This is a genomic window from Streptomyces sp. NBC_00525 (genome assembly GCF_036346595.1).
Lineage (GTDB): Bacteria > Actinomycetota > Actinomycetes > Streptomycetales > Streptomycetaceae > Streptomyces.
Genome location: NZ_CP107834.1, coordinates 2,730,354 through 2,748,928, shown reverse-complemented (window position 1 = coordinate 2,748,928; position 18,575 = coordinate 2,730,354). Strand labels below are relative to the sequence as shown.

Genomic DNA, 18,575 nt, shown 5'->3' with positions numbered 1-18,575 from the left:
TCTACGGGGCGGCCCGGAGGCGGGGCGTCCGTTCGGTGGCCGCCCCGGCCCGGAGCAGGGCCCGGCGGGCCACCTCGCGGCCGATGGGCAGGGCGGCGGTGGCGGCGGGCGACGGGGCGTTCAGCACATGCACGGTGTGCGGGGCCTCGCGGATCAGGAAGTCGTCCACCAGGGTCCCGTCCCGGAGGACGGCCTGGGCGCGGACCCCGGCGGGCGAGGGGCGCAGATCGTCCTCGGTGACCTCGGGCAGCAGGCGCCGGACCGCTTCGGTGAAGGCACGCTTGGAGAGCGAGCGGTGCATCTCGCCCGCGCCGTAGCGCCAGTGCCTGCGGGCGATCCGCCAGGAGCCCGGCCAGCTCAGCGTGGACAGCAGCTCGCGGGGCCGGACGACCGAGCGGTCGTAGCCCTCGCGGGCCGCCGCCGGCACCGCGTTCGGGCCGATGTGGACGGAGCCGTCGAAGCCGCGGGTCAGATGGACGCCGAGGAAGGGGAAAGCCGGATCGGGCACCGGGTAGACGAGCCCGCGCACCAGCTCGGGCCGCGCCAGCTCGTAGTACTCCCCCCGGAACGGCACGATCCGCATCCCCGGGTCGTCGCCTGCCAGCCGGGCGACGCGGTCGCAGTGCAGCCCCGCGCAGTTGACCAGGACGCGGGCCCGGACCACCAGGCCGTCGGCCGTGCGCACGGCGACGCCCCAGGGGCGGCGGTCGATCGCCGTGACCTCCGCGCCGAACCGGATCACGCCGCCCGCGCCGCGCACCTCGTCGGCGAGGCGAGCGGCGACGGCCCGGAAGTCGCACACGCCGGTCGTGCCGACCCGGATCGCGGCGAGGCCCCGGACCTTCGGCTCGTACTCGGCGATCTGCGCGGGGCCCAGCTCGCGCACCGGCAGCCCGTGCTTCCGGCCGCGCTGGACCAGGGCGTGCAGCCGGGGCAGCTCGGCGCGGTCCGTGGCGACGATCAGCTTGCCCGTGACGGCGTGCGGGATGGCGTGCTCACGGCAGAAGTCGACCATCTCCGCACCGCCGGTCAGCGCGTACCGGGCCTTGAGCGAGCCGGGCGGGTAGTAGATCCCGCTGTGGATCACCCCGCTGTTGCGGCCCGTCTGATGGCGTGCGGGGCCCTTCTCCTTCTCCAGGACCGTCACCCGCGTCCCCGGCGCGGTCCGGGTGAGCGCGTACGCGGTCGACAGGCCGACGATCCCGCCGCCGATCACCAGCACGTCGCAGTCGTACGCCGCGTGCGTCATCATCACGCCACCTCCCACCCCGATAGTGCACTGACCCACTGACAACGCACTCAAACCCGCACGGCCCCGGTGGTGCTTCCCGGAGCGGAATTCCCCCGGCCGGCGCCGGCTCCCTACGCCTGGGCGACCAGCAGGGGGCGGGCGCGTTCGCGCAGCTCGGCGACGCGGGGCTCGTCCCCGTACGGTTCCAGCCGGTGCAGCAGGTCGCGTACGTACTCGGTGGTGCGCGCGGAGGAGATGCGGCCCGCCACCTCGACGGCTCGGGTACCGGCCGCGCAGGCCGCGTCCAGGTTGCCCGACTCCAGCTCGGCGACGGCGGACACGACGAGCCGCAGCCCGTGCGAGCGGACGAATTCCTCGGTGGGCCGGGACAGCGCCTGTTCGGTGAAGCGGCGCACCTGGCGCGGGGCCTTGAGGTCGAGATGGCACTCGGCGGCGTCGGCCGCGAATCTGTCGTACGAGTAGAAGCCCAGCCAGGCCGGGTCGGCGTCGCCCTCGCGGGACCGCTCCAGCCAGCTCTCGGACGCCTTGAGCGCGGCCCCCGCGGCCGGCGCGTCGTTCGCCTTGGCGTGGGCGCGGGCCTCGACCAGGCGGAAGAAGCTCATGGTGCGCGCGGTCGCGAGGCCCCGGTTGCGCTCGACGGCGGCCTGCGCGAGGTCCACGCCCTCGTCGGCGAAGCCGCGGTAGGTCGCCTGGAGCGACATGGACGCCAGGACGTAACCGCCGAGCGGTACGTCGGCCGCCGCCCGGGCCAGGCGCAGGGCCTGGATGTAGTAGCGCTGGGCCGCTTCCTGCTGGCCGGTGTCGAAGGCCATCCAGCCCGCGAGCCGGGTCAGCTCGGCCGCCGCGCCGAACAGCGCCCGGCCGACCTCGTCGCTGTACGAGCCGAGCAGCAGCGGAGCCGCGTCCACGCGTAAGCACTCCGGGACCATCGAGGAGCGCCAGTCGCCGCCGCCGTACTTGGAGTCCCAGCGGCGCGCGTCCTGGGCGGCCTCGCGCAGCTTGGACACATCGCTGTGCCCCACGCGCAGCGACGAGGCGTCGGCCGCGGCTTCGGGGCCGGGCTGTGCGGGGATGAGCAGGCTGTGGCCGGGGACCGGCGGGGCGCCGTTGCCGGCGGGGGCGCCGGGCTGCGCGGGTGCGCCGGTGGTGCCGTGCGCCCCCGGTGCGCCCTGTGCGCCGGGCGGCTGTCCGCCGACCGCCGCCGGGGTCCGAGCCACCGACGGGTCGGCGGGGGATATCAGCCAGCGGGACGCGGGCGTGGCGTACGCGCTCACGGAGAAGGAGCCCGCGAGCGACTGCCAGATCCCACCGCCGCCGGCCCGGCGTCCGGCCAGATCCAGCCGGTACAGCTCCGTCGCCGACCGCACCGCCGCGTCGACGTTGCGCGGGAAGGCCAGGCCGACCTCCGGCGCCGGATCTGCGTCGGCGAGCCCGATCTCGTGCAGCGGGACGGGCCGGCCGAGCTTGGCGCCGATCGCCGCCGCGATGAGATGGGGCGCGGCGCCCTGCGGGACCATGCCCTTGGAGACCCAGCGGGCCACCGACGTCTTGTCGTACCGGAGGGTCAGACCGCGCTGCGCACCGAGGTCGTTGACCCGCCGCGCGAGCCCGGCGTTACTGATTCCCGCGAGGGCGAGAACGGTGCCGAGCTTCTCGTTCGGTCCGCGTTGCTCCCTGGACATGGCCACCCCTCGACACACAGACGGCAGCCGCGTCACCGTCACGGCGCGCGGCATTCGTACCGTGTTCTCCCCAGGGACGAAGCCCGTCACTCCGCCCGCACACGCATTTGGCCGTGCCACGGGGAATATGCCGCCCTGCCGAGAACATCAGTGCACCCAGCGTAGTTCGTCGCATCCCTACCGTTAAGGGCTGGACGTCCGTATGGCGGGATTGTTGTCCACGCCGACGGGACGCGGGGAACGCGGGGACGACAGGTGACGTGAGTGGCGCATGGGACAGCAGGGGCGAACGCGCGACGGAGGAGGAGCGGCGGACGGGCGGAGGAGGAGCGAGGGGAATGAGGGGGCGCGGGGGAGGGTACGCGGAGGTCTGCCGGCCCCCGTCCCCGACCGGCCCGGAGTGGTGTGCGGACCGCTCGCGCCGCTGCTCCGGGCCGCCCGCCGCCGTGCTTCCCGACCCCGCCGACCAGCGCCGACCGGCGCGCGGGCGTACGGATGCGGAGCCGTTCCCCGTCGCTCCCGGCCGTCGTCGCGAGGTCCGTCGGTGGCGGTCCGCGTGTGCCCCCCGGTGTGTGGCCGTGCGCCCGCATGTGCGCTCTGGCCGGGCCTCGGGGGCGGCGCTTGCATGGGTGCTGCGTGGATCGGCTCGCTGTGCTGGAAGCAGGGAGCTGGGGGAAATCGCCGCCTCATTCCCCGCAGGCGGTGGGACCGGTCCGGGAGGCGAGGCCCGCCTCCCGGACCGTGCGTTCGGGGGTGCGGGGGCGTCCCGCGGGGGAGGACGCCCCTGTGGGGCCGGCCGGGCGGGCCGAGCGCGGATGCGCCGGCCGAACAAGGGCAGATGCGGATGAAGAGGGCGGCCGATCAAGAGGTCGGCGGTTCCCTCCGCGCGTGAGAATGGCCGGATCTCGACGGTCGGTCGGGGTCGGGCCGGGGGACGCGCGGGCATCCCGGCGACCGCGCCCACCGGGTGCGGGCACTGGCCGGAAGGGGGCGTTCGCGCCCGGCGGGAACGGGGAACACAACGCCCGCCCGTCGCCCCCGCGTTGCCCTCCCGGACGACGCGCGGAGGCCGCGCGCGGGACGCGCGCCCCGCCGTTCGCCCCACGGCCTTTGCCAGGGGCGCATGCGCGCACGACGTGCGCCGTCCGTAGCCACTCCTGCGCGCCGTTGTCGTGGCAGCATGTCCGCAACGGCGCCGATCGCCACCGGAGTTCTCCGGGTGCCTGCCTGCCGCGCCGTTTTTTTGTCCACAGCCTGTGGAGGCGGCGATGCGTTGGTTGGTGGGTTGGAGCAGTATCGCCGCGAGCTTCGGCACGGCCGGGGCGGTCGGCGGCGGTGACGACGGGCGCACGATGCACCCCGTGGGCTCCCAACTCCTGTGGAGCGACCCCGATCCGCTCTGGGCGGTCGGCGACTGGCGGCCCGACGAGATCCGCACGATCCGGGTGGACACCGCCGAAGGCGCCCCCACCGTCCGGCTCGCCGTCCTCGGCTGCTGCGGCGCCACCGACGAACAACTGCGCGTCGGCCTCCTCGCCGCGCGCGGCGGCGCCCTGCGCCACCTCACCGCATGGACCGGCAGCTACACGGCCGTCGTCCAGATCGGCCGCCGCATCACCGTCGTCGGCGACCTCGCCGGAGCCCGCCCCGTCTTCTACACCCCCTGGGCGGGCGGCACCGCGTACGCCACCGCCGCGCTGCCGCTGGCCGACCTGATCGAGGCCCAGCTGGACATCGGGCATCTGGCCGCGCTGCTGGCCTGCCCCGAGACCCCGGAGGCGCTGGGCGACGGCACCCCCTACGCGGGCGTGAAACGCATCCCGCCCGGCCACGCCCTGATCCTCCGCGAGGGCTCCCGCGAGATCACCGGCTACGAGGCCGTCGCCTCCCTCGCCGTCGCCGCGCCCGAACTCGACCCGGTGAGCGCCGTGGACGGCGTCCGCGACGCCCTGGTCGAAGCGGTACGCGCCCGGCTCCTGGCCCCCCGCCACGCCCCGGAGACCCTGCCCCCCGACCCCGGCCCGGTCCCCGGCATGGGGCCCGCCGAACGCCGCGCCGCTCGGGGCGCCCCCGTGCCAGGCATCGGCGCCGACCTCTCCGGCGGCAGCGCGTCGGCGACCCTCGCCCTGCTCGCCGCCGGACTCCCCGGACTGCCCGGCACGATCCTGGGCCACGGCACCGGCGCCGGGGAGCGGCTGCTCGCCGTCACCTTCAACGATCTGACGACCCGCGCCCACGAGCCCGAGCTCGAACGCGCCCGCGCCATCGCGGCCAACCCCCGCCTGCACCACGTCGTCGTCGCGGCCGGTGAGGAGGCCCTGCCCTACGCCGCGCTGGGCACCGGCGCGCTCACCGACGAGCCCGCCCCCTCCCTCGTCCTCGCCGAACGCCACCGCCGCCGGCTCTCCGCGGGCAGCGCCGACCACTTCGTGGGCGCCGGGGCCCGCCAGGTGCTCGACGCCCACCCGGCCCGCCTCGCCGACCTGCTCATGGACCGGCGCCGACGCCACCTGCTGCGCCCGGTCGCCGCCCTCGCCAAGGCCGAAGGCCCCACCGCCCAGTCGCTGTTCGTCCCGCTCACGGTCTACCGGGCGGCCCGCCGGCTCGCCCGTACGTCGTACCGGACCGGCCTCGAAACGGCCGCCGGACGGCTGCCCGAGGCCAACCGCCTCGCTCCGGGGCTCGACACCCCCGCCGACGCCTCGCTCGCCGCGCTCGCCTGGTCCCGGCCGGGACCCGCCGCCCGCTGGCTGACCGGGGAGGCGCTCGCAGAAGTATCGGTTCGTCTCCAGGAGGCGGCGATCCGCCCCTCCTCCGTCCAGCGCCCCGGCGAGGCACGGGCCCGCGCCGCACTCGCCCGCAGCGCCGCCGACCACCGCATCCTGGAGCAGGCCGCCGAGATCCGCTCCCAGCGGCTCCACGCCCCGTTCCTCGACAACCAGGTCGTACGCGCCGCCCGCGCGCTCCCCGAATCCCTGCGCGTCCAGCCGGGGGCCCGCGCGGCGATCCTGCGCCGCGTGCTGGCCGGCGCGGGCATCCACGAACTGCCTCCCGGCTGGGGCGCGCCCTCGCAGCACACCTCCACCACCGTGACCCGGACCGGGCTGCGCGCGGCGCTGCCCGAGCTGATCGCCCTCTTCGACGCCCCGCTGCTCGCGGACGCCGGACTGGTGGAGGCCCGCGTCGTCCGCAAGGCCCTGCGCGCCGCCTCCGAGGGCGAGCCGCTGCCGCTGGACGGCCTCGCCGATCTCGCCTCCACGGAACTGTGGCTGCGCCGCCTCATCTCCCGGCGCGGCACCTGCTGGACGGGCTCGGCGGCCCCCCGCCAGCGCGCGGTGGCCGGTGGTGTCGTCCCGGCCCGGCGCTCGCTCCAGGGATGAGCCGGGGGCGCCCACGCCCTTCGAACCCTGCTGGCCGGGCACGGCGCAGGACACAATGGTGACGTGCGGTATCTGATCCTGGGCGCCAGCGAGGCGCGAGACGAGAACGGTGACGCGCTGCCCCTCGGCGGCAGCAGGCTGCGCGCTCTTCTCGCCGCCCTCGCCCTGCGGCCGGGCCGCCCCGTCCCCGTCGCCGATCTGGTCGACGACGTCTGGGCGGACGAACCCCCGGCGGACGCACCGGCGGCCCTCCAGGCACTCGTAGGCCGGCTGCGCAAGGCACTCGGCCGGGAGGCGGTGGCCAGCACGCCGGGCGGCTACCGCCTGACGGCGGGCCCGCAGGACGTGGACCTGTACGAGTTCGAGCGGCTGGCCCGGCAGGGCGGCGCCGCGCTCGACTCCGGGTCGCTGGAGGAGGCCGCCCACGATCTGCGGAGCGCGCTCGCCCTGTGGCGCGGCCCGGCCCTGGCCGACCTCCCGGACGGCGACCACGGCCACGCCCTCCGCCCGGAGGCCCGCCGCCTGGCCACGCTGGAGCGCCGCATCGAGACGGACCTGCGGCGGGTGACGGCCGGCCGGGCCACCGCGCCCGCCTCCGCGCCCTCCGCCCCCTCCGCCGCCGATCTGGTCGCCGAGCTGACGGAGCTGGTCGCCGCCCACCCGTACGACGAGCGGTTCCGGGCGCAGCTCATACGGGCCCTGCGCGCCGACGGCCGACAGGCCGACGCGCTCGCCGCGTACGAGGACGCGCGCCGCGCCCTCGCCGAGGGGCTCGGCACCGACCCCGGACCGGAGCTGGCGGCTTTGCACCGCGAACTACTGGCGCCCGCGCCCGCGTTCACACCGGCTGCCGATGTGTTCACCGCCGCGCGGGCTGCCGGGTCCGTACCGGCTGGTGGCTTCGCCCAGGCTGCCGGGGCCGGGTCCGGGGCCGGGTCGGGGTCCGGGGCCGATGAAACCGGGTTGTTTCACGTGAAACCCGCCCGGAGCAATCTGCGCCCCCGGCTCACCTCCTTCGTGGGGCGCGAGCCCGAACTCCGTGCCATCCGCGACGACCTGACGCGCTCCCGGCTGGTCACGCTCACCGGCCCCGGCGGCTCAGGCAAGACCCGGCTCGCCGAGGAGGCAGCGGCCCGCCAGGAGCCCGCCTCCGGGCCCGGCACGGCCCCGCCCGAGGTCTGGATCGCCGAACTCGCGCCCGTGGAGGACCCGGAAGCCGTCCCGGACGCCGTGCTCTCCGCGCTCGGCCTGCGCGAGACCACGCTGCTGCGGGACAACACCCTCGACGGGGCACCCCCGCGCACCGACCCGGTCGATGTGCTGGTGGACCGGTTGGGCCACGGCTCCCGCCCCGCGCCGGTGCTCCTCATCCTGGACAACTGCGAGCACGTCATCGGCGCCGCCGCCTTACTGGCCGAGACCCTGCTGACCCGTTGCCCGCAACTGCGCGTCCTCGCCACCAGCCGGGAACCGCTCGCCGTCCCCGGCGAGTCCGTACGGCCGGTCGGGCCGCTCCCCGCCGACCCGGCGCACCGTCTGTTCACCGAGCGCGCCAGGGCCGTACGCCCCGGCTTCGACCCGGAACAGGGGCCCGCGCACGACGCGGACGCCGTCGCGGAGATCTGCCGCCGGCTGGACGGGCTGCCGCTGGCCATCGAACTGGCCGCCGCCCGGCTGCGTCTGCTCGGGCCACGGCAGATCGCGGACCGGCTCGACGACAGGTTCCGCCTGCTGACGGGCGGCAGCCGGACCGTACTGCCCCGGCAGCAGACCCTGCGCGCGGTGGTCGACTGGTCCTGGGACCTGCTGGACGAGGACGAGCGCACGGCCCTGTGCCAGGTCTCCGTCTTCGCGGGCGGCTGGGACCTGGCCGCCGCCGAGGCGGTGATCAGCACCCCGGCCGCGCCCGGCAGGCCCGCCGCCGACACCGCCGACCTGCTCGGCGCGCTGGTGGACAAGTCCCTGGTGGTGGCCGCCCCGGCGGCGGACGGCGCGATGCGCTACCGCCTCCTGGAGACGATCCACGAGTACGCCACCGAGCGGAGCGCCGAGACCCCGGACGTACGCGCCGCCGCCGAGCGCGCGCACACCGGGTACTTCCTCGCCCTGGTCGAGGAGGCGGAGCCGCTGCTGCGCTCCGGCGACCAGCTGCCCTGGATACAGCGCCTGGAGACCGACCTCGACAACATCCGGGCCGCCCTCCAGCGCACCACCGCGCCCACCGCACCGTCCGAAGCGGAGGCCGCCCGCCTGGTGCTGGGCATGGGCTGGTTCTGGTGGCTGCGCAGCTACCGCTCCGAGGGCCTGTCCTGGACCCAGCGGTCCCGTTCGCTCGGCCCCGAACCCACCGACGAGTCGGACCCCCGCTTCTGGCCCCGGATGAACCTGCATCTGCTGTGGTTCTTCTACGCGGCGGAGAGCGGGCACTCCGCGATGGCTCACGGCGACACCGAACTCCACGCGCTCGTGACACGGGTGGCCGACGTGTTCGCCACCTCTCCCACCCACGGCGTGCGCTTCCCCGGCCTGCTCTGGCCGATGACCTCCTATCTCACCGGTTCCTCGGAGGACACGCGGGGGAAGATCAACAAGGCGGTCGACAACGCCCGTGAGCACGGCGAACCGTGGGAGTACGGCGTCATCCTGATGTTCCGCGCGCACATGCTGGTGGACATGCCCGGCGGGATGCCCGGCATCGACGACGACCTCGAAGAACTGCGCGACCTGAGTCGGCGCGTCGGCGACCGCTGGATGCGGGCCCAGGTGGCCAGCGCGGTGGCCGAAGCGGGCATGATGCGCGGGCGTTACGAGGAGGCCCGGACGGCCTACGAGGAGGCGCTGGTGCTGTGCCGGGAGGTCGGCGCCCACGCCGAGGCGCCGTTCCACCTGGCCCGCCTCGCCGAACTCTCCTACCGCACCGGTGACCCGGCCGACGCCCAACGGCGGCTGGATGCCTCGGAGGCCGAGGCGGAGCGCCACCAGGCGCACGACGCCATGGCGTACATCCGCTATCTGCGCGCCACCATGGCGTTCTACCGGGGCGACATCGCGGAGGCCCGGCGGCATGTCACCGCCGCGATGGAGGAGGCCGGGCGCGGCGGCCCGCCGTCGCACTTCACGGTGGCGATGGCCGGTCTTGCGGCCCGGATCGCCGTGTACGAGCCGGAGCCCGGAGGCGGTCCGGCCGTGGGCGCGCGCGGGCTGGCCGAGTGCCTCGTGGCGGCGCGGGATGCGCAGTGCGCCGAGAGCGTCACGGGGCTGCTGGCGGACGGCGCGGTGACGGTCCTGGCGAAGCTGGGCCACCATGCGGCCGCCGTCCGCGTCTTCGCCGCCTCCGACGAGTGGCGGCGGGTGTCGAGCCCGAGGAGCGCGGGGGAGCGGGCCGAGATCGACGCGGCGGCGCACCTGTGCCGCGAGGAACTGGGCGCCGCCCGCTACGAGCGGGAACGCACCGTCGGCCGCGCGCTGAGCCTGGACGACGTCATCGACGTGCTGGATGAGGTCGTCGCGGAGGGGCCGGCCCTCAGCGGCAGCTGATGCGGGACGCGGCCCAGTCCGCGAGGGCGATCCCGCGGAACGGCCGCTCCGGCTCCACGACGAGGCGAATCCGCTGCTGCCCCTCGACGTTCACCGCGACCGGCACGGCGGGTTCGCCGCCGCGCAGCACCGGTGACTGCCACAGCCGCGTACCGTCACCGCCGAACACCGAGAACCGCATCGCGCCGAGCCCGCGCGTCAGGTCGTCGACCCCGGCCATCGCCTCGTACCGGGTGCACTGGCGGTTCAGCTGGATGACCACCGAGGAGCGGCTGCTGACGGTCACCCCGTGCGCGTACCGCGTGCCGCCGATCGACAGGTTGGAGCGCTGCCAGACCCAGCCGCTCTCGCCGATGACGACCTCGGGCGCGGTGTGGTCGCCGACGACGGTGTAGTCCAGCTCGTTGACCTGGTAGACCTCTGGCTCCGGCGCGGGAGGCGGCGGTGTCTGCGTGGGACTCGGCGTGGGCGTTGGCGTGGGCGTGGGTGTTGGGGTGGGTGTCGGTGTCGGGGTGGGTGTGGGCGTAGGGGTCGGCGTGGGCGGGGGCGGTGTGGGCTTCGGCGGTGTGGGAGCCGGCGGCGCGGGGCGCGGCGGCGTCGGCTCGGGCTTCGGAGGAGTCGGCTTCGGCGGTGTCGGCGAGGGCACGGCCGGCGCCACGGCCGGTGGCTTGGGGACCGGCTTCGCCTCGGGCCGGGGGCTGTCGTCGCCCACCAGGGCCCAGACGAGCCCGGCCGCCGCCGCGACGGCCACCGCCGCCGCGATCCCGGCCTTGGCCGGTGCGCCGAGCCCTTCGGAGGCCGCCGCGCCACCGGCCGAACCCGCCGAGGAGCCCCCGCCGGTCGCCGCCGCGGTGGCACCCGCCCCGGCGGCCCCGGCGGCTCCCCCGGCCACCACTCCGGCGGCCTTGAGGGCGTACCCGGCGGCGAACCAGCCGATGACCGCGACCGGAAGCAGCGCGGGGATACCGGCGTTGACCTGGGCCAGCTCGCCCGCGGCCACCCGGCACTTCACGCACTCGTCCAGATGGCTCCGCAGCCCGCGCTCCGCCCGCATCCGCAACCCGCCGCGCGCGTACGCGCCGAGCCGGTCCGCGTACCGTGCGCAGTCGCCGCCCGAGGTGAGCGCCTGGCTCACATGGGCCTGGAGGTAGGCCTGCTTGAGCCCTTCGCGGGCCCGGCTGGCCAGCACCGATGTGGCGTTCGCGGTCAGCCCGAAGAGCGGGGCGACGTCGCTGGGCGACTCCTCCTCGACGGTGGTGTGCCAGAGGACCGCCTGCCAGCGCTCCGGGAGGCTGCGGAAGGCCTGCATGGCCATCGACTGCTCGGCCTCGTGCATCGCCAGCACATCCGCGCCGAGGTCGAGGGTGTCCGCGTCCGACACCTCCGACGAGCGCGCGGCCTGGGCGGCGAACGCGGCGAAGTCGTCGACCAGTTGCTCGCGCTTCGCGGTCTTCGTCCAGGCGGCGGCCACATGGCGGACGGCCGTCATCAGATAGGCGCGTACCGCCTCCTCGGGCCCCTTGCCGCCCCGTACCGCCTGCAGGGTGCGGGCGAACACCTCGGCCGTCAGGTCGTCTGCGGTGTGCGCGTCCCGGCAACAGGTGCGGGCGTAACGGCGGACGGCCTGGGCGTGGCGCCGGAACAGCTCGTCGTACGCGAGGTCGTCGCCCTCGCGCATGCGCTGGATCAGCTCGGCGTCCGAGCCGCGTCCCGCCCGCTGCATCGGCACGGCGGCCGGCTGCTCCGCCGCTGCCCCTGCCACCGCCTTGCCCGGAGCCCCGGAGGCGTCCGGCGCGTCGTCGTCGGCGGCGGGCGGCCAGGGGCCCGGCAGGACCGTTCCGCCACTGTCGTCCTCGTCGACGTCGTGGTGACCGGGGACGGCCTGGCTCGGCACCTGATGGCCGGGCGGGCCGACCGCTCTCGTACCGTCGCCCGTGACGGACACACCGTCGTGCGACTCTTCCCTCTGCCCGTCACCGCTCATCGCGGACGCCCCCGTATGCGCCATCGGACCCGAATACCGGGCAAGCGTGCCACAGAGCGCCGAGGAGGCGGGCCCACAGCCCCGCCAACCACTCATCCGGGGACGCCTTCCCCGAATATGAGCCCTGGGCGGCACTCATTCGGGGAAGGGGCGCACCCCCGAAGTTGACGCCCGGACCCGCACCGGAGCCGGTACCCGCACGCGCGTCGCGCCCGCCGCCCGTCCCCCGGGCCGCGGGCGCGTACCCGTCACACGGGGCGGGAGCGCAGGCCCTCCAGCAGGATGTCCAGCAGCCGGGACGAGGCCGCCGCCTGCTGAGCCGCGTCCGGCAGCGAGGGCGCCGCCGTCGCGATGACCAGCAGCACGTCCGACACCGTCACATCGCGGCGCAGCTCACCCGAGGTCCGCGCGCGCTCGACCAGCCGCCCCACGACCTCCAGCAGTTCGGCAGCACCGGCGCCCAGGTCCTCGCCGCCCGTCTCCGGGGCGGGCCGCTGCCCGGCCGCCCGAGCCGCGCCGGTCTCCTGGCGCTGCTGGGGCACGCGGGGCTCGTCGCCCGCGGCCTCCCCGGCCGCGAGGCCACCGGCCTCGCCGACCGCCGTCGAGTCCTCCGGCTCCACACCGACCCGCAGTATCTGCGGCGGCAGCAGCCGTCCGGCCCCCGACGCCACCGACGTCCGCAGGAAGCGGGAGAGCGCCGACCAGGGCTCGTCCTCCTGCCCGAGCGCGGACCGGGCCTGATCGGTCAGCCGGGAGGTCTCCTCCTCGGCTATCCGGCGCACCAGCACGTCCTTGCTGGGGAAGCGCCGGTAGACCGTTCCCACGCCGACCCTGGCCCGACGGGCCACATCCTCCATCGGGGCGCCGTAACCCAGCTCCCCGAACACCTCGCGCGCGGCACGCAGCACGTGTTCCAGATTGCGCTGCGCGTCCACCCGCAGCGGGGCCGACCGCACATGCGCCGACGCGGAACCCATGCCGTTGTTCAGGGGGCTGCCCGCCGCCTGCGACGTGGTCGCCGGGCCGCCCACCCCGTTGAGGGTGCCGACTGCCCCGATGTGTCCGCTTTCTTCAGGCGCGACAGCAGTTGTCGGCCAATGCGATTCCTGAATATCCATAACTGTTCCCCCGGTTATGACGTCTCCCCCCGGAGACTCCCGCCGTGTCTGTCGAGCGCGGACCGATCGTCACCGTCCGACACCCTGACGACATACGAACATAGTTGAGCCAGGGTCAATTCAGAAGAGGGCAGTTCCGCCCGGAGCGCCCCCCGATCGGAGCAAGGACCGGTTGGTCACCACTTGAACCCCGGCCCTGCCGCGTACCGCGATGCCTGACCTGCGGGGCTTGCACACCAACGGTCCGGCCCGCGGAGGCGACCCGTTCACGAAGTCCGGTCACACAATTTGCCGGGGCTGTGGACAAACTCCGGTGCACGTTGCGTCATGGGGTGGTGATGGCTTCAGCTTCCGGGGGCACACCCCCCGGCCCCCCGCCGGGTGCGCGCGTCCTCGTCGTCGGCGGAGGCTACGTCGGGATGTACACAGCGCTGCGTCTCCAGCGGAAGCTGAAGCGGAGACTCAGAAGCGGTGAGGCCGAGATCGTCGTCGTCACGCCCGAGCCCTACATGACGTACCAGCCGTTCCTCCCGGAAGCGGCCGCCGGCTCGATCTCACCCCGCCACGTCGTCGTACCGCTGCGCCGCGTCCTGCCGCACTGCACCATCGTCATCGGTGAGGCGAAGAGCATCGACCACGCCAAGCGCACCGCCACCGTCACCACCCTCGCCAGCGGCGAGGACGGCACCGGCGCCCTGGAGATCGAGTACGACGAGATCGTCCTCGCCCCCGGTTCGGTCTCGCGCACCCTCCCCGTCCCCGGCCTCGCCGACCACGGCGTGGGTTTCAAGACGATCGAGGAGGCCATCGGGCTGCGCAACCACGTCATCGAGCAGATGGACATCGCCTCCGCCACCCGCGACCCCGACGTCCGGGACGCGGCCCTGACCTTCGTCTTCGTCGGCGGCGGCTACGCCGGAGTGGAGGCGCTCGCCGAACTGGAGGACATGGCCCGCTACACCTCGCGGTACTACCACAACATCAAGGCCGAGGACCTGAAGTGGATTCTCGTCGAGGCCACCGGCCGCATCCTGCCCGAGGTCGGTGAGTCCCTGGGCCGCTACGCCGTACGGGAACTGCGCGGCCGCAACATCGACGTACGGCTCGACACCCGGCTGGACTCCTGCGAGGACCGGATCGCCGTCCTCAGCGACGGCTCCCGCTTCCCCACCCGCACCCTCGTATGGACGGCCGGCGTCAAACCCGCCCCGCTCCTCGCCGCCACCGGCCTCCCCCTGGACGAGCGCGGCAGGCTCGTCTGCACCGCCCGCCTCACCGTCGAAGGCACCGAACACGCCTGGTCGGCGGGCGACGCCGCAGCCGTTCCCGACCTCACCGCCGCCGAAACCGGCCGCACCACCGCACCCAACGCCCAGCACGCCGTCCGCCAGGCCAAGGTCCTCGCCGACAACCTCGTCGCCGCGCTCGACGGCACACCCCTCACCGAGTACCGCCACGGCTACGCGGGCTCCGTCGCCTCGCTCGGACTGCACAAGGGCGTCGCGCACATCTACGGACGCCGGATGAAGGGCTGTCCGGCCTGGCTGATCCACCGCATGTACCACCTGAGCCGGGTTCCCACCTTCAACCGGAAGGCACGCGTCCTTGCCGAATGGACACTCGCGGGCCTCTTCAAACGCGAAATCGTCTCCCTCGGCTCCCTGGAGCATCCCAGGGCCGAGTTCGAACTCGCCGCAGGCCGCCGGCCGCGGCCCGACGGGGACGACTGTCAGTAGGGTCCGACACACTGGACGTGTGACCATGGGTGGGCCCGCATCTGCACAGAGTGACCCGGCCGGCAGCAACCGACAGTGACCAGCGAAGACCGCCCCCCGGGGCCGCCGAACACCCTGGCAAGGTGGGACGCCCCGGCAGAGGAAGCAGCCCGCCCGAGCGGACCAGACCGACACACGAGGCCAGAAATTCCGTGAACTTCACGCGTTGGAGCGCCCGCCTCCCCGGTACGCAGCGTCGCGCCGCCCGGGAGGACCACAGCTCCGTACCGGCGGCCCGCGCCGAGTACAACCGGGCCGAACCGGCTACGGGCCCGCCACGGGACAGACCCGCCGGAAGCCCCCTGCCCGGGGCGCCGGACCTGGAGGACCTCTCCGCCCGCGACATCCTGGGCCGGCTGCCCGCCCTCGTCGCCCTGGTGCACGGCCCCGACCACCGCATCGCCTACGTCAACGACGCCTACACCGCCGCCTTCGGCCCCCGCCCCTGCGGTGACCCCGCCGCCGAAGCGATGCCCGAGCTGACCGCGATCGGCCTGCTCCCCCTCATGGACCAGGTCCTGCGCAGCGGCACCCCGCGCACGGTCAAGTCCCGCAAGGCCACCGACGGCCGCTCGTACACCGTGACCTGCACCCCCGTACGGCCCGACGATGAGAAGGGCCGCGACAGCGGAGTCCTGGTGTACGCCGCCGACGTCACCGACCACGCCGAGGCCGCCGAACGGCTGCGCGCCAGCGAGGGCCGCCACCGCGAAACCGCCGTCACCCTGCAACGCTCACTGCTCCCGCAGGAGCTGGAACAGCCCGACGACCTGCGGATCGCCGCCACCTACCAGCCGGGCGGCACGGACGCCGCGGTCGGCGGCGACTGGTACGACGTGATCACCCTCGGCGCCGGCCGCACCGCCCTGGTCATCGGCGACGTCATGGGGCGCGGGGTGCGCGCCGCCGCCGTCATGGGCCAGCTGCGCACCGCCGTGCGCGCGTACGCCCGGCTCGACCTGCCGCCCCACGAGGTCCTCCAGCTGCTCGACGGGCTCGCCGCCGAGATCGACGCCAGCCAGATCGCCACCTGCGCCTACGCCGTCCACGACCCCAACGAGGGGCATCTCGTCTACGCCTCCGCCGGGCATCTGCCGATCCTGGTGCGCGAGGAGGACGGCACGGTGCGCCGTGCCGAGGACCCGATCGGGCCCCCGCTGGGCACCGGCGGCTGGCTCCACACCTCGGGCACGATCCCGCTGCCGCCCGGCTCCACGGCCGTCCTCTACACGGACGGGCTCGTCGAGCGCCGCAGCGAGGACATCGACGAGGGCGTGGCCGCGCTGGAGCGTGCGCTGTCCGGCGCGCGGGGCGCACCACAGGTGGTGTGCGACCGGCTGATCCGCTCCCTGAACGTCACCGCCGAGCACGACGACGACGTGGCGGTCCTGGTCGTCCAGCACCCCGCGCGCACGGGCGCCGCCGCCGAGCTGTTCCACAACGCCTCGCTCGACCTGCTCGGCGGCATCGAGGCGGCGCCCCGTGCCCGCTCCTTCGCGACGGGGGTGCTCACCTCGTGGCGCTTCCCGGTGGAGCTGCGCGACCTGGGGGTGCTCGCGGCGGGGGAGCTGGTCGCCAACTCCCTCCAGCACGGCACCCCGCCGATGCGCCTGGGGCTGCGCCGTACGGACCGCCGCCTGATCATCGAGGTGACGGACGGCGACGACCACCTGCCGCGCCGCCGCCGCGCCGACCCGGCGGACGAGGCGGGCCGGGGCATCGAGATCGTCGCCTCGATCGCTACGGCGTGGGGCAGCCGCCGTACGCCGGGCGGCGGCAAGGCGGTCTGGTGCGAGTTCGCCCTGCCGCGGTAGGGGGCGCGGTCAGCGCGCGGCGGCCACGGGGGCCGACGCGCTCTCCGGCATGGACACGGCCACCACACGGGACGGCACATTCGCGAGCGCCGGCTGGTCCTGTACGGGGGTGAGCCGCCGGCCCAGCTTGAGGGCGAGCGCGGTGATCCCCAGCGAGAACAGCACGAACGTCACGATGTACGGGCCGTGCAGCGAGGCCCCCATCGGGCCGCCGACCGCCGGGCCGACCGCCAGCGCGAGCTGCTTGCACAGCGCGAACGCCGAGTTGTACTGGCCCACCATCGACTCCGGCGCCAGGTCCGCGACCAGCGGCGCGACGGTCGGCGACAGCATCGACTCGCCGAGCCCGAACAGCGCGTACGTCGAGATCATCGCGGCCGTCGCCATGGTCTGGCTGCCGTGCCCGAGCCCCGCGTAACCGGCCACGATCCAGGCGAAGGCCCAGATCAGACCGACCGCGGCGATGACCCGGGTGCGCCGGCGGCGCTCCACGAGCCGCAGCACCACGAACTGCGCGACGACGATGACGGCGGTGTTGGCCGCCAGCGCCACGCCGAGCGTGGAGGGCTCGATTCCGGCCGCCTCGGTTCCGTACGCCGCGAGCCCGGACTCGAACTGCCCGTAGCAGGCGAAGAACAGCACGAAGCCCAGCACGCACAGCTGCACCATCGCCCGGTGCGAGAGCAGCACCCGCAGCCCGCCCCGCCCGGCCGCTGAACCCGCCGCGCCTTCCGGCACGGCCGCAGGGGTACGCGGCATCCGCACGGTCGCCGCGATGGCGCCGAGCACCAGGAACATCACCGCTTCGATCAGGAACAGCAGCGTGAACGACGCCGGGCTGCTCGTGTCGACGATCTGCCCGCCGACCAGACCACCGATGCCCAGCCCCAGGTTCTGCAGGAAGAACTGCATGGCGAAGGCCCGCGTCCGGGTGGCGGGGCCGGTGCACCGGACGAGCATGGTGGCCAGCGCCGGCTGCATCACGGCCGTACCCGCGCCGAGCACGGCGGCCGACAGCACAGCGGCGGTGACCTGCGAGGACAGGCCGAGCGCGACTGCGCCCAGGGAAGCGACGGCGGAGGCGACGACCAGGACGGGCAGCGGCCCGCGCCGGTCGATCACCCGGCCCGTGAACGGCAGGACGGCCAGCGCCGCCATGGCGAACACCGCCAGGACGATCCCCGCCGTACCGGCGCCCAGATCCCGCACCTGCGCCACGTAGACGTACAGATACGGAACGGTGAACCCGAGCCCGAACGCGCTCAGCGCGCTCCCCAGCTGAATCCGCCGGAGCGCTGCGCCCATTTCCCTGGTCACACTCACCTACCTCAAGCTCTCGAAACCTCTGAGCCGTACCCAAGTGAACGACTCGAACCCGAAGACTTTATCACTAAAGTTAGACGTCGAACACTATGACTCGAAGGACTTCGACGGCTACGGGCGACGTGTCATACTGCGCGCCATGTCTGACACCAGCGAGCCCGGACTCCACGAGCCGAGCCTCGACGAGCAGATCGCCGCCTACCAGCGCGAGTACCGCGACCTGGACCCCCAGGTCGAACAGGTCGTCTCCGCCCTCGGCCGGCTGAACCGCCGGATGAACGTGGCGTACGGGAGACAGCTCGCCACCCTCGGCATCAGCAACGCGGAGTGGGAGGTCCTCAAGACCCTCGTCCTGAGCGGGGAGCCGTACCGGCTGGGCCCCGGCGAACTCGCCAAGCGGCTCGGCCTCACCCCGGCCGCCATGACGCACCGCATCGACCGCATGGCCGGTGAGGGACTGGTGACCCGCGACCGCGACGAGAACAACCGCGTTCGCGTCATCGTCGAGCTGACGGACGAGGGGCGGACGAAGTGGATGGAGGCGATGCGGATGGCGACCGCGTTCGAGGCGGACCTGCTCCAGGACCTCGGGGGCGAGGAGCGCGGACTGCTCGGCGAGATGCTGACGCACCTGCTGCGCCGGGTGGAGCACGCCCAGCCGGACGCCGGCGGGCGCCTCACCGACCTGGACTGACGGGGGTCTCGGGAGG

Annotated in this window: 10 protein-coding genes; 5 read left to right on the top strand and 5 right to left on the bottom strand. The window is 74.6% G+C overall.

All coding sequences use genetic code 11. The features are described from left to right. Position 1: 1 nt before the first annotated feature. Both lhgO and OG710_RS12180 read right to left on the bottom strand, forming a co-directional pair. A complete protein-coding gene (lhgO, locus tag OG710_RS12185) occupies positions 2–1,252 on the bottom strand; it encodes an L-2-hydroxyglutarate oxidase (protein ID WP_330239354.1) in 1,251 nt (416 codons plus the stop codon). A gap of 110 nt (positions 1,253–1,362) precedes the next feature. After that, entirely contained in the window at positions 1,363–2,934 is a 1,572-nt protein-coding gene (locus OG710_RS12180) for a collagen-like triple helix repeat-containing protein (RefSeq protein WP_330239353.1), read from the bottom strand. 1,268 nt (positions 2,935–4,202) lie between these two features. Between OG710_RS12180 and OG710_RS12175 the strand changes: the two genes are divergently transcribed. Continuing rightward, on the top strand, positions 4,203–6,314 hold the full coding sequence (locus OG710_RS12175; RefSeq protein ID WP_330239352.1) for an asparagine synthase-related protein: 2,112 nt from the start codon (positions 4,203–4,205) through the stop codon (positions 6,312–6,314). Between the two features lie 63 nt (positions 6,315–6,377). After that, a complete protein-coding gene (locus OG710_RS12170) occupies positions 6,378–9,851 on the top strand; it encodes an AfsR/SARP family transcriptional regulator (protein WP_330239351.1) in 3,474 nt (1,157 codons plus the stop codon). On the opposite strand, the gene OG710_RS12165 is transcribed toward OG710_RS12170, so the two are convergent. After that, positions 9,838–11,835 carry a sigma-70 family RNA polymerase sigma factor gene (locus tag OG710_RS12165; protein ID WP_330242226.1) on the bottom strand — a complete coding sequence of 666 codons (1,998 nt, stop codon included), beginning with the start codon at positions 11,833–11,835 and terminating at the stop codon, positions 9,838–9,840. The genes OG710_RS12170 and OG710_RS12165 overlap by 14 nt on opposite strands. Positions 11,836–12,083: 248 nt before the next feature. Beyond that, on the bottom strand, positions 12,084–12,953 hold the full coding sequence (locus tag OG710_RS12160) for a TetR/AcrR family transcriptional regulator (RefSeq protein WP_443064243.1): 870 nt from the start codon (positions 12,951–12,953) through the stop codon (positions 12,084–12,086). 338 nt (positions 12,954–13,291) lie between these two features. On the opposite strand from OG710_RS12160, the gene OG710_RS12155 reads away from it, so the two are divergent. After that, on the top strand, positions 13,292–14,689 hold the full coding sequence (locus OG710_RS12155; protein ID WP_443064242.1) for an NAD(P)/FAD-dependent oxidoreductase: 1,398 nt from the start codon (positions 13,292–13,294) through the stop codon (positions 14,687–14,689). Between the two features lie 191 nt (positions 14,690–14,880). Further along, positions 14,881–16,542 (top strand): ATP-binding SpoIIE family protein phosphatase, encoded by a 1,662-nt coding sequence (locus OG710_RS12150; protein WP_330239349.1) that lies wholly within the window; start codon positions 14,881–14,883, stop codon positions 16,540–16,542. 9 nt (positions 16,543–16,551) lie between these two features. Here OG710_RS12150 and OG710_RS12145 read toward each other — a convergent pair whose 3' ends face one another. After that, complete coding sequence (locus tag OG710_RS12145) at positions 16,552–17,847, bottom strand: MFS transporter (protein ID WP_330239348.1); 1,296 nt, start codon at positions 17,845–17,847, stop codon at positions 16,552–16,554. A 157-nt stretch (positions 17,848–18,004) separates the two neighbouring features. Here OG710_RS12145 and OG710_RS12140 point away from each other — a divergent pair, with 157 nt between their 5' ends. Beyond that, positions 18,005–18,559: a MarR family winged helix-turn-helix transcriptional regulator gene (locus tag OG710_RS12140; RefSeq protein WP_111336448.1), complete on the top strand. Its 555-nt coding sequence runs from the start codon at positions 18,005–18,007 to the stop codon at positions 18,557–18,559. Positions 18,560–18,575 lie beyond the last annotated feature (16 nt).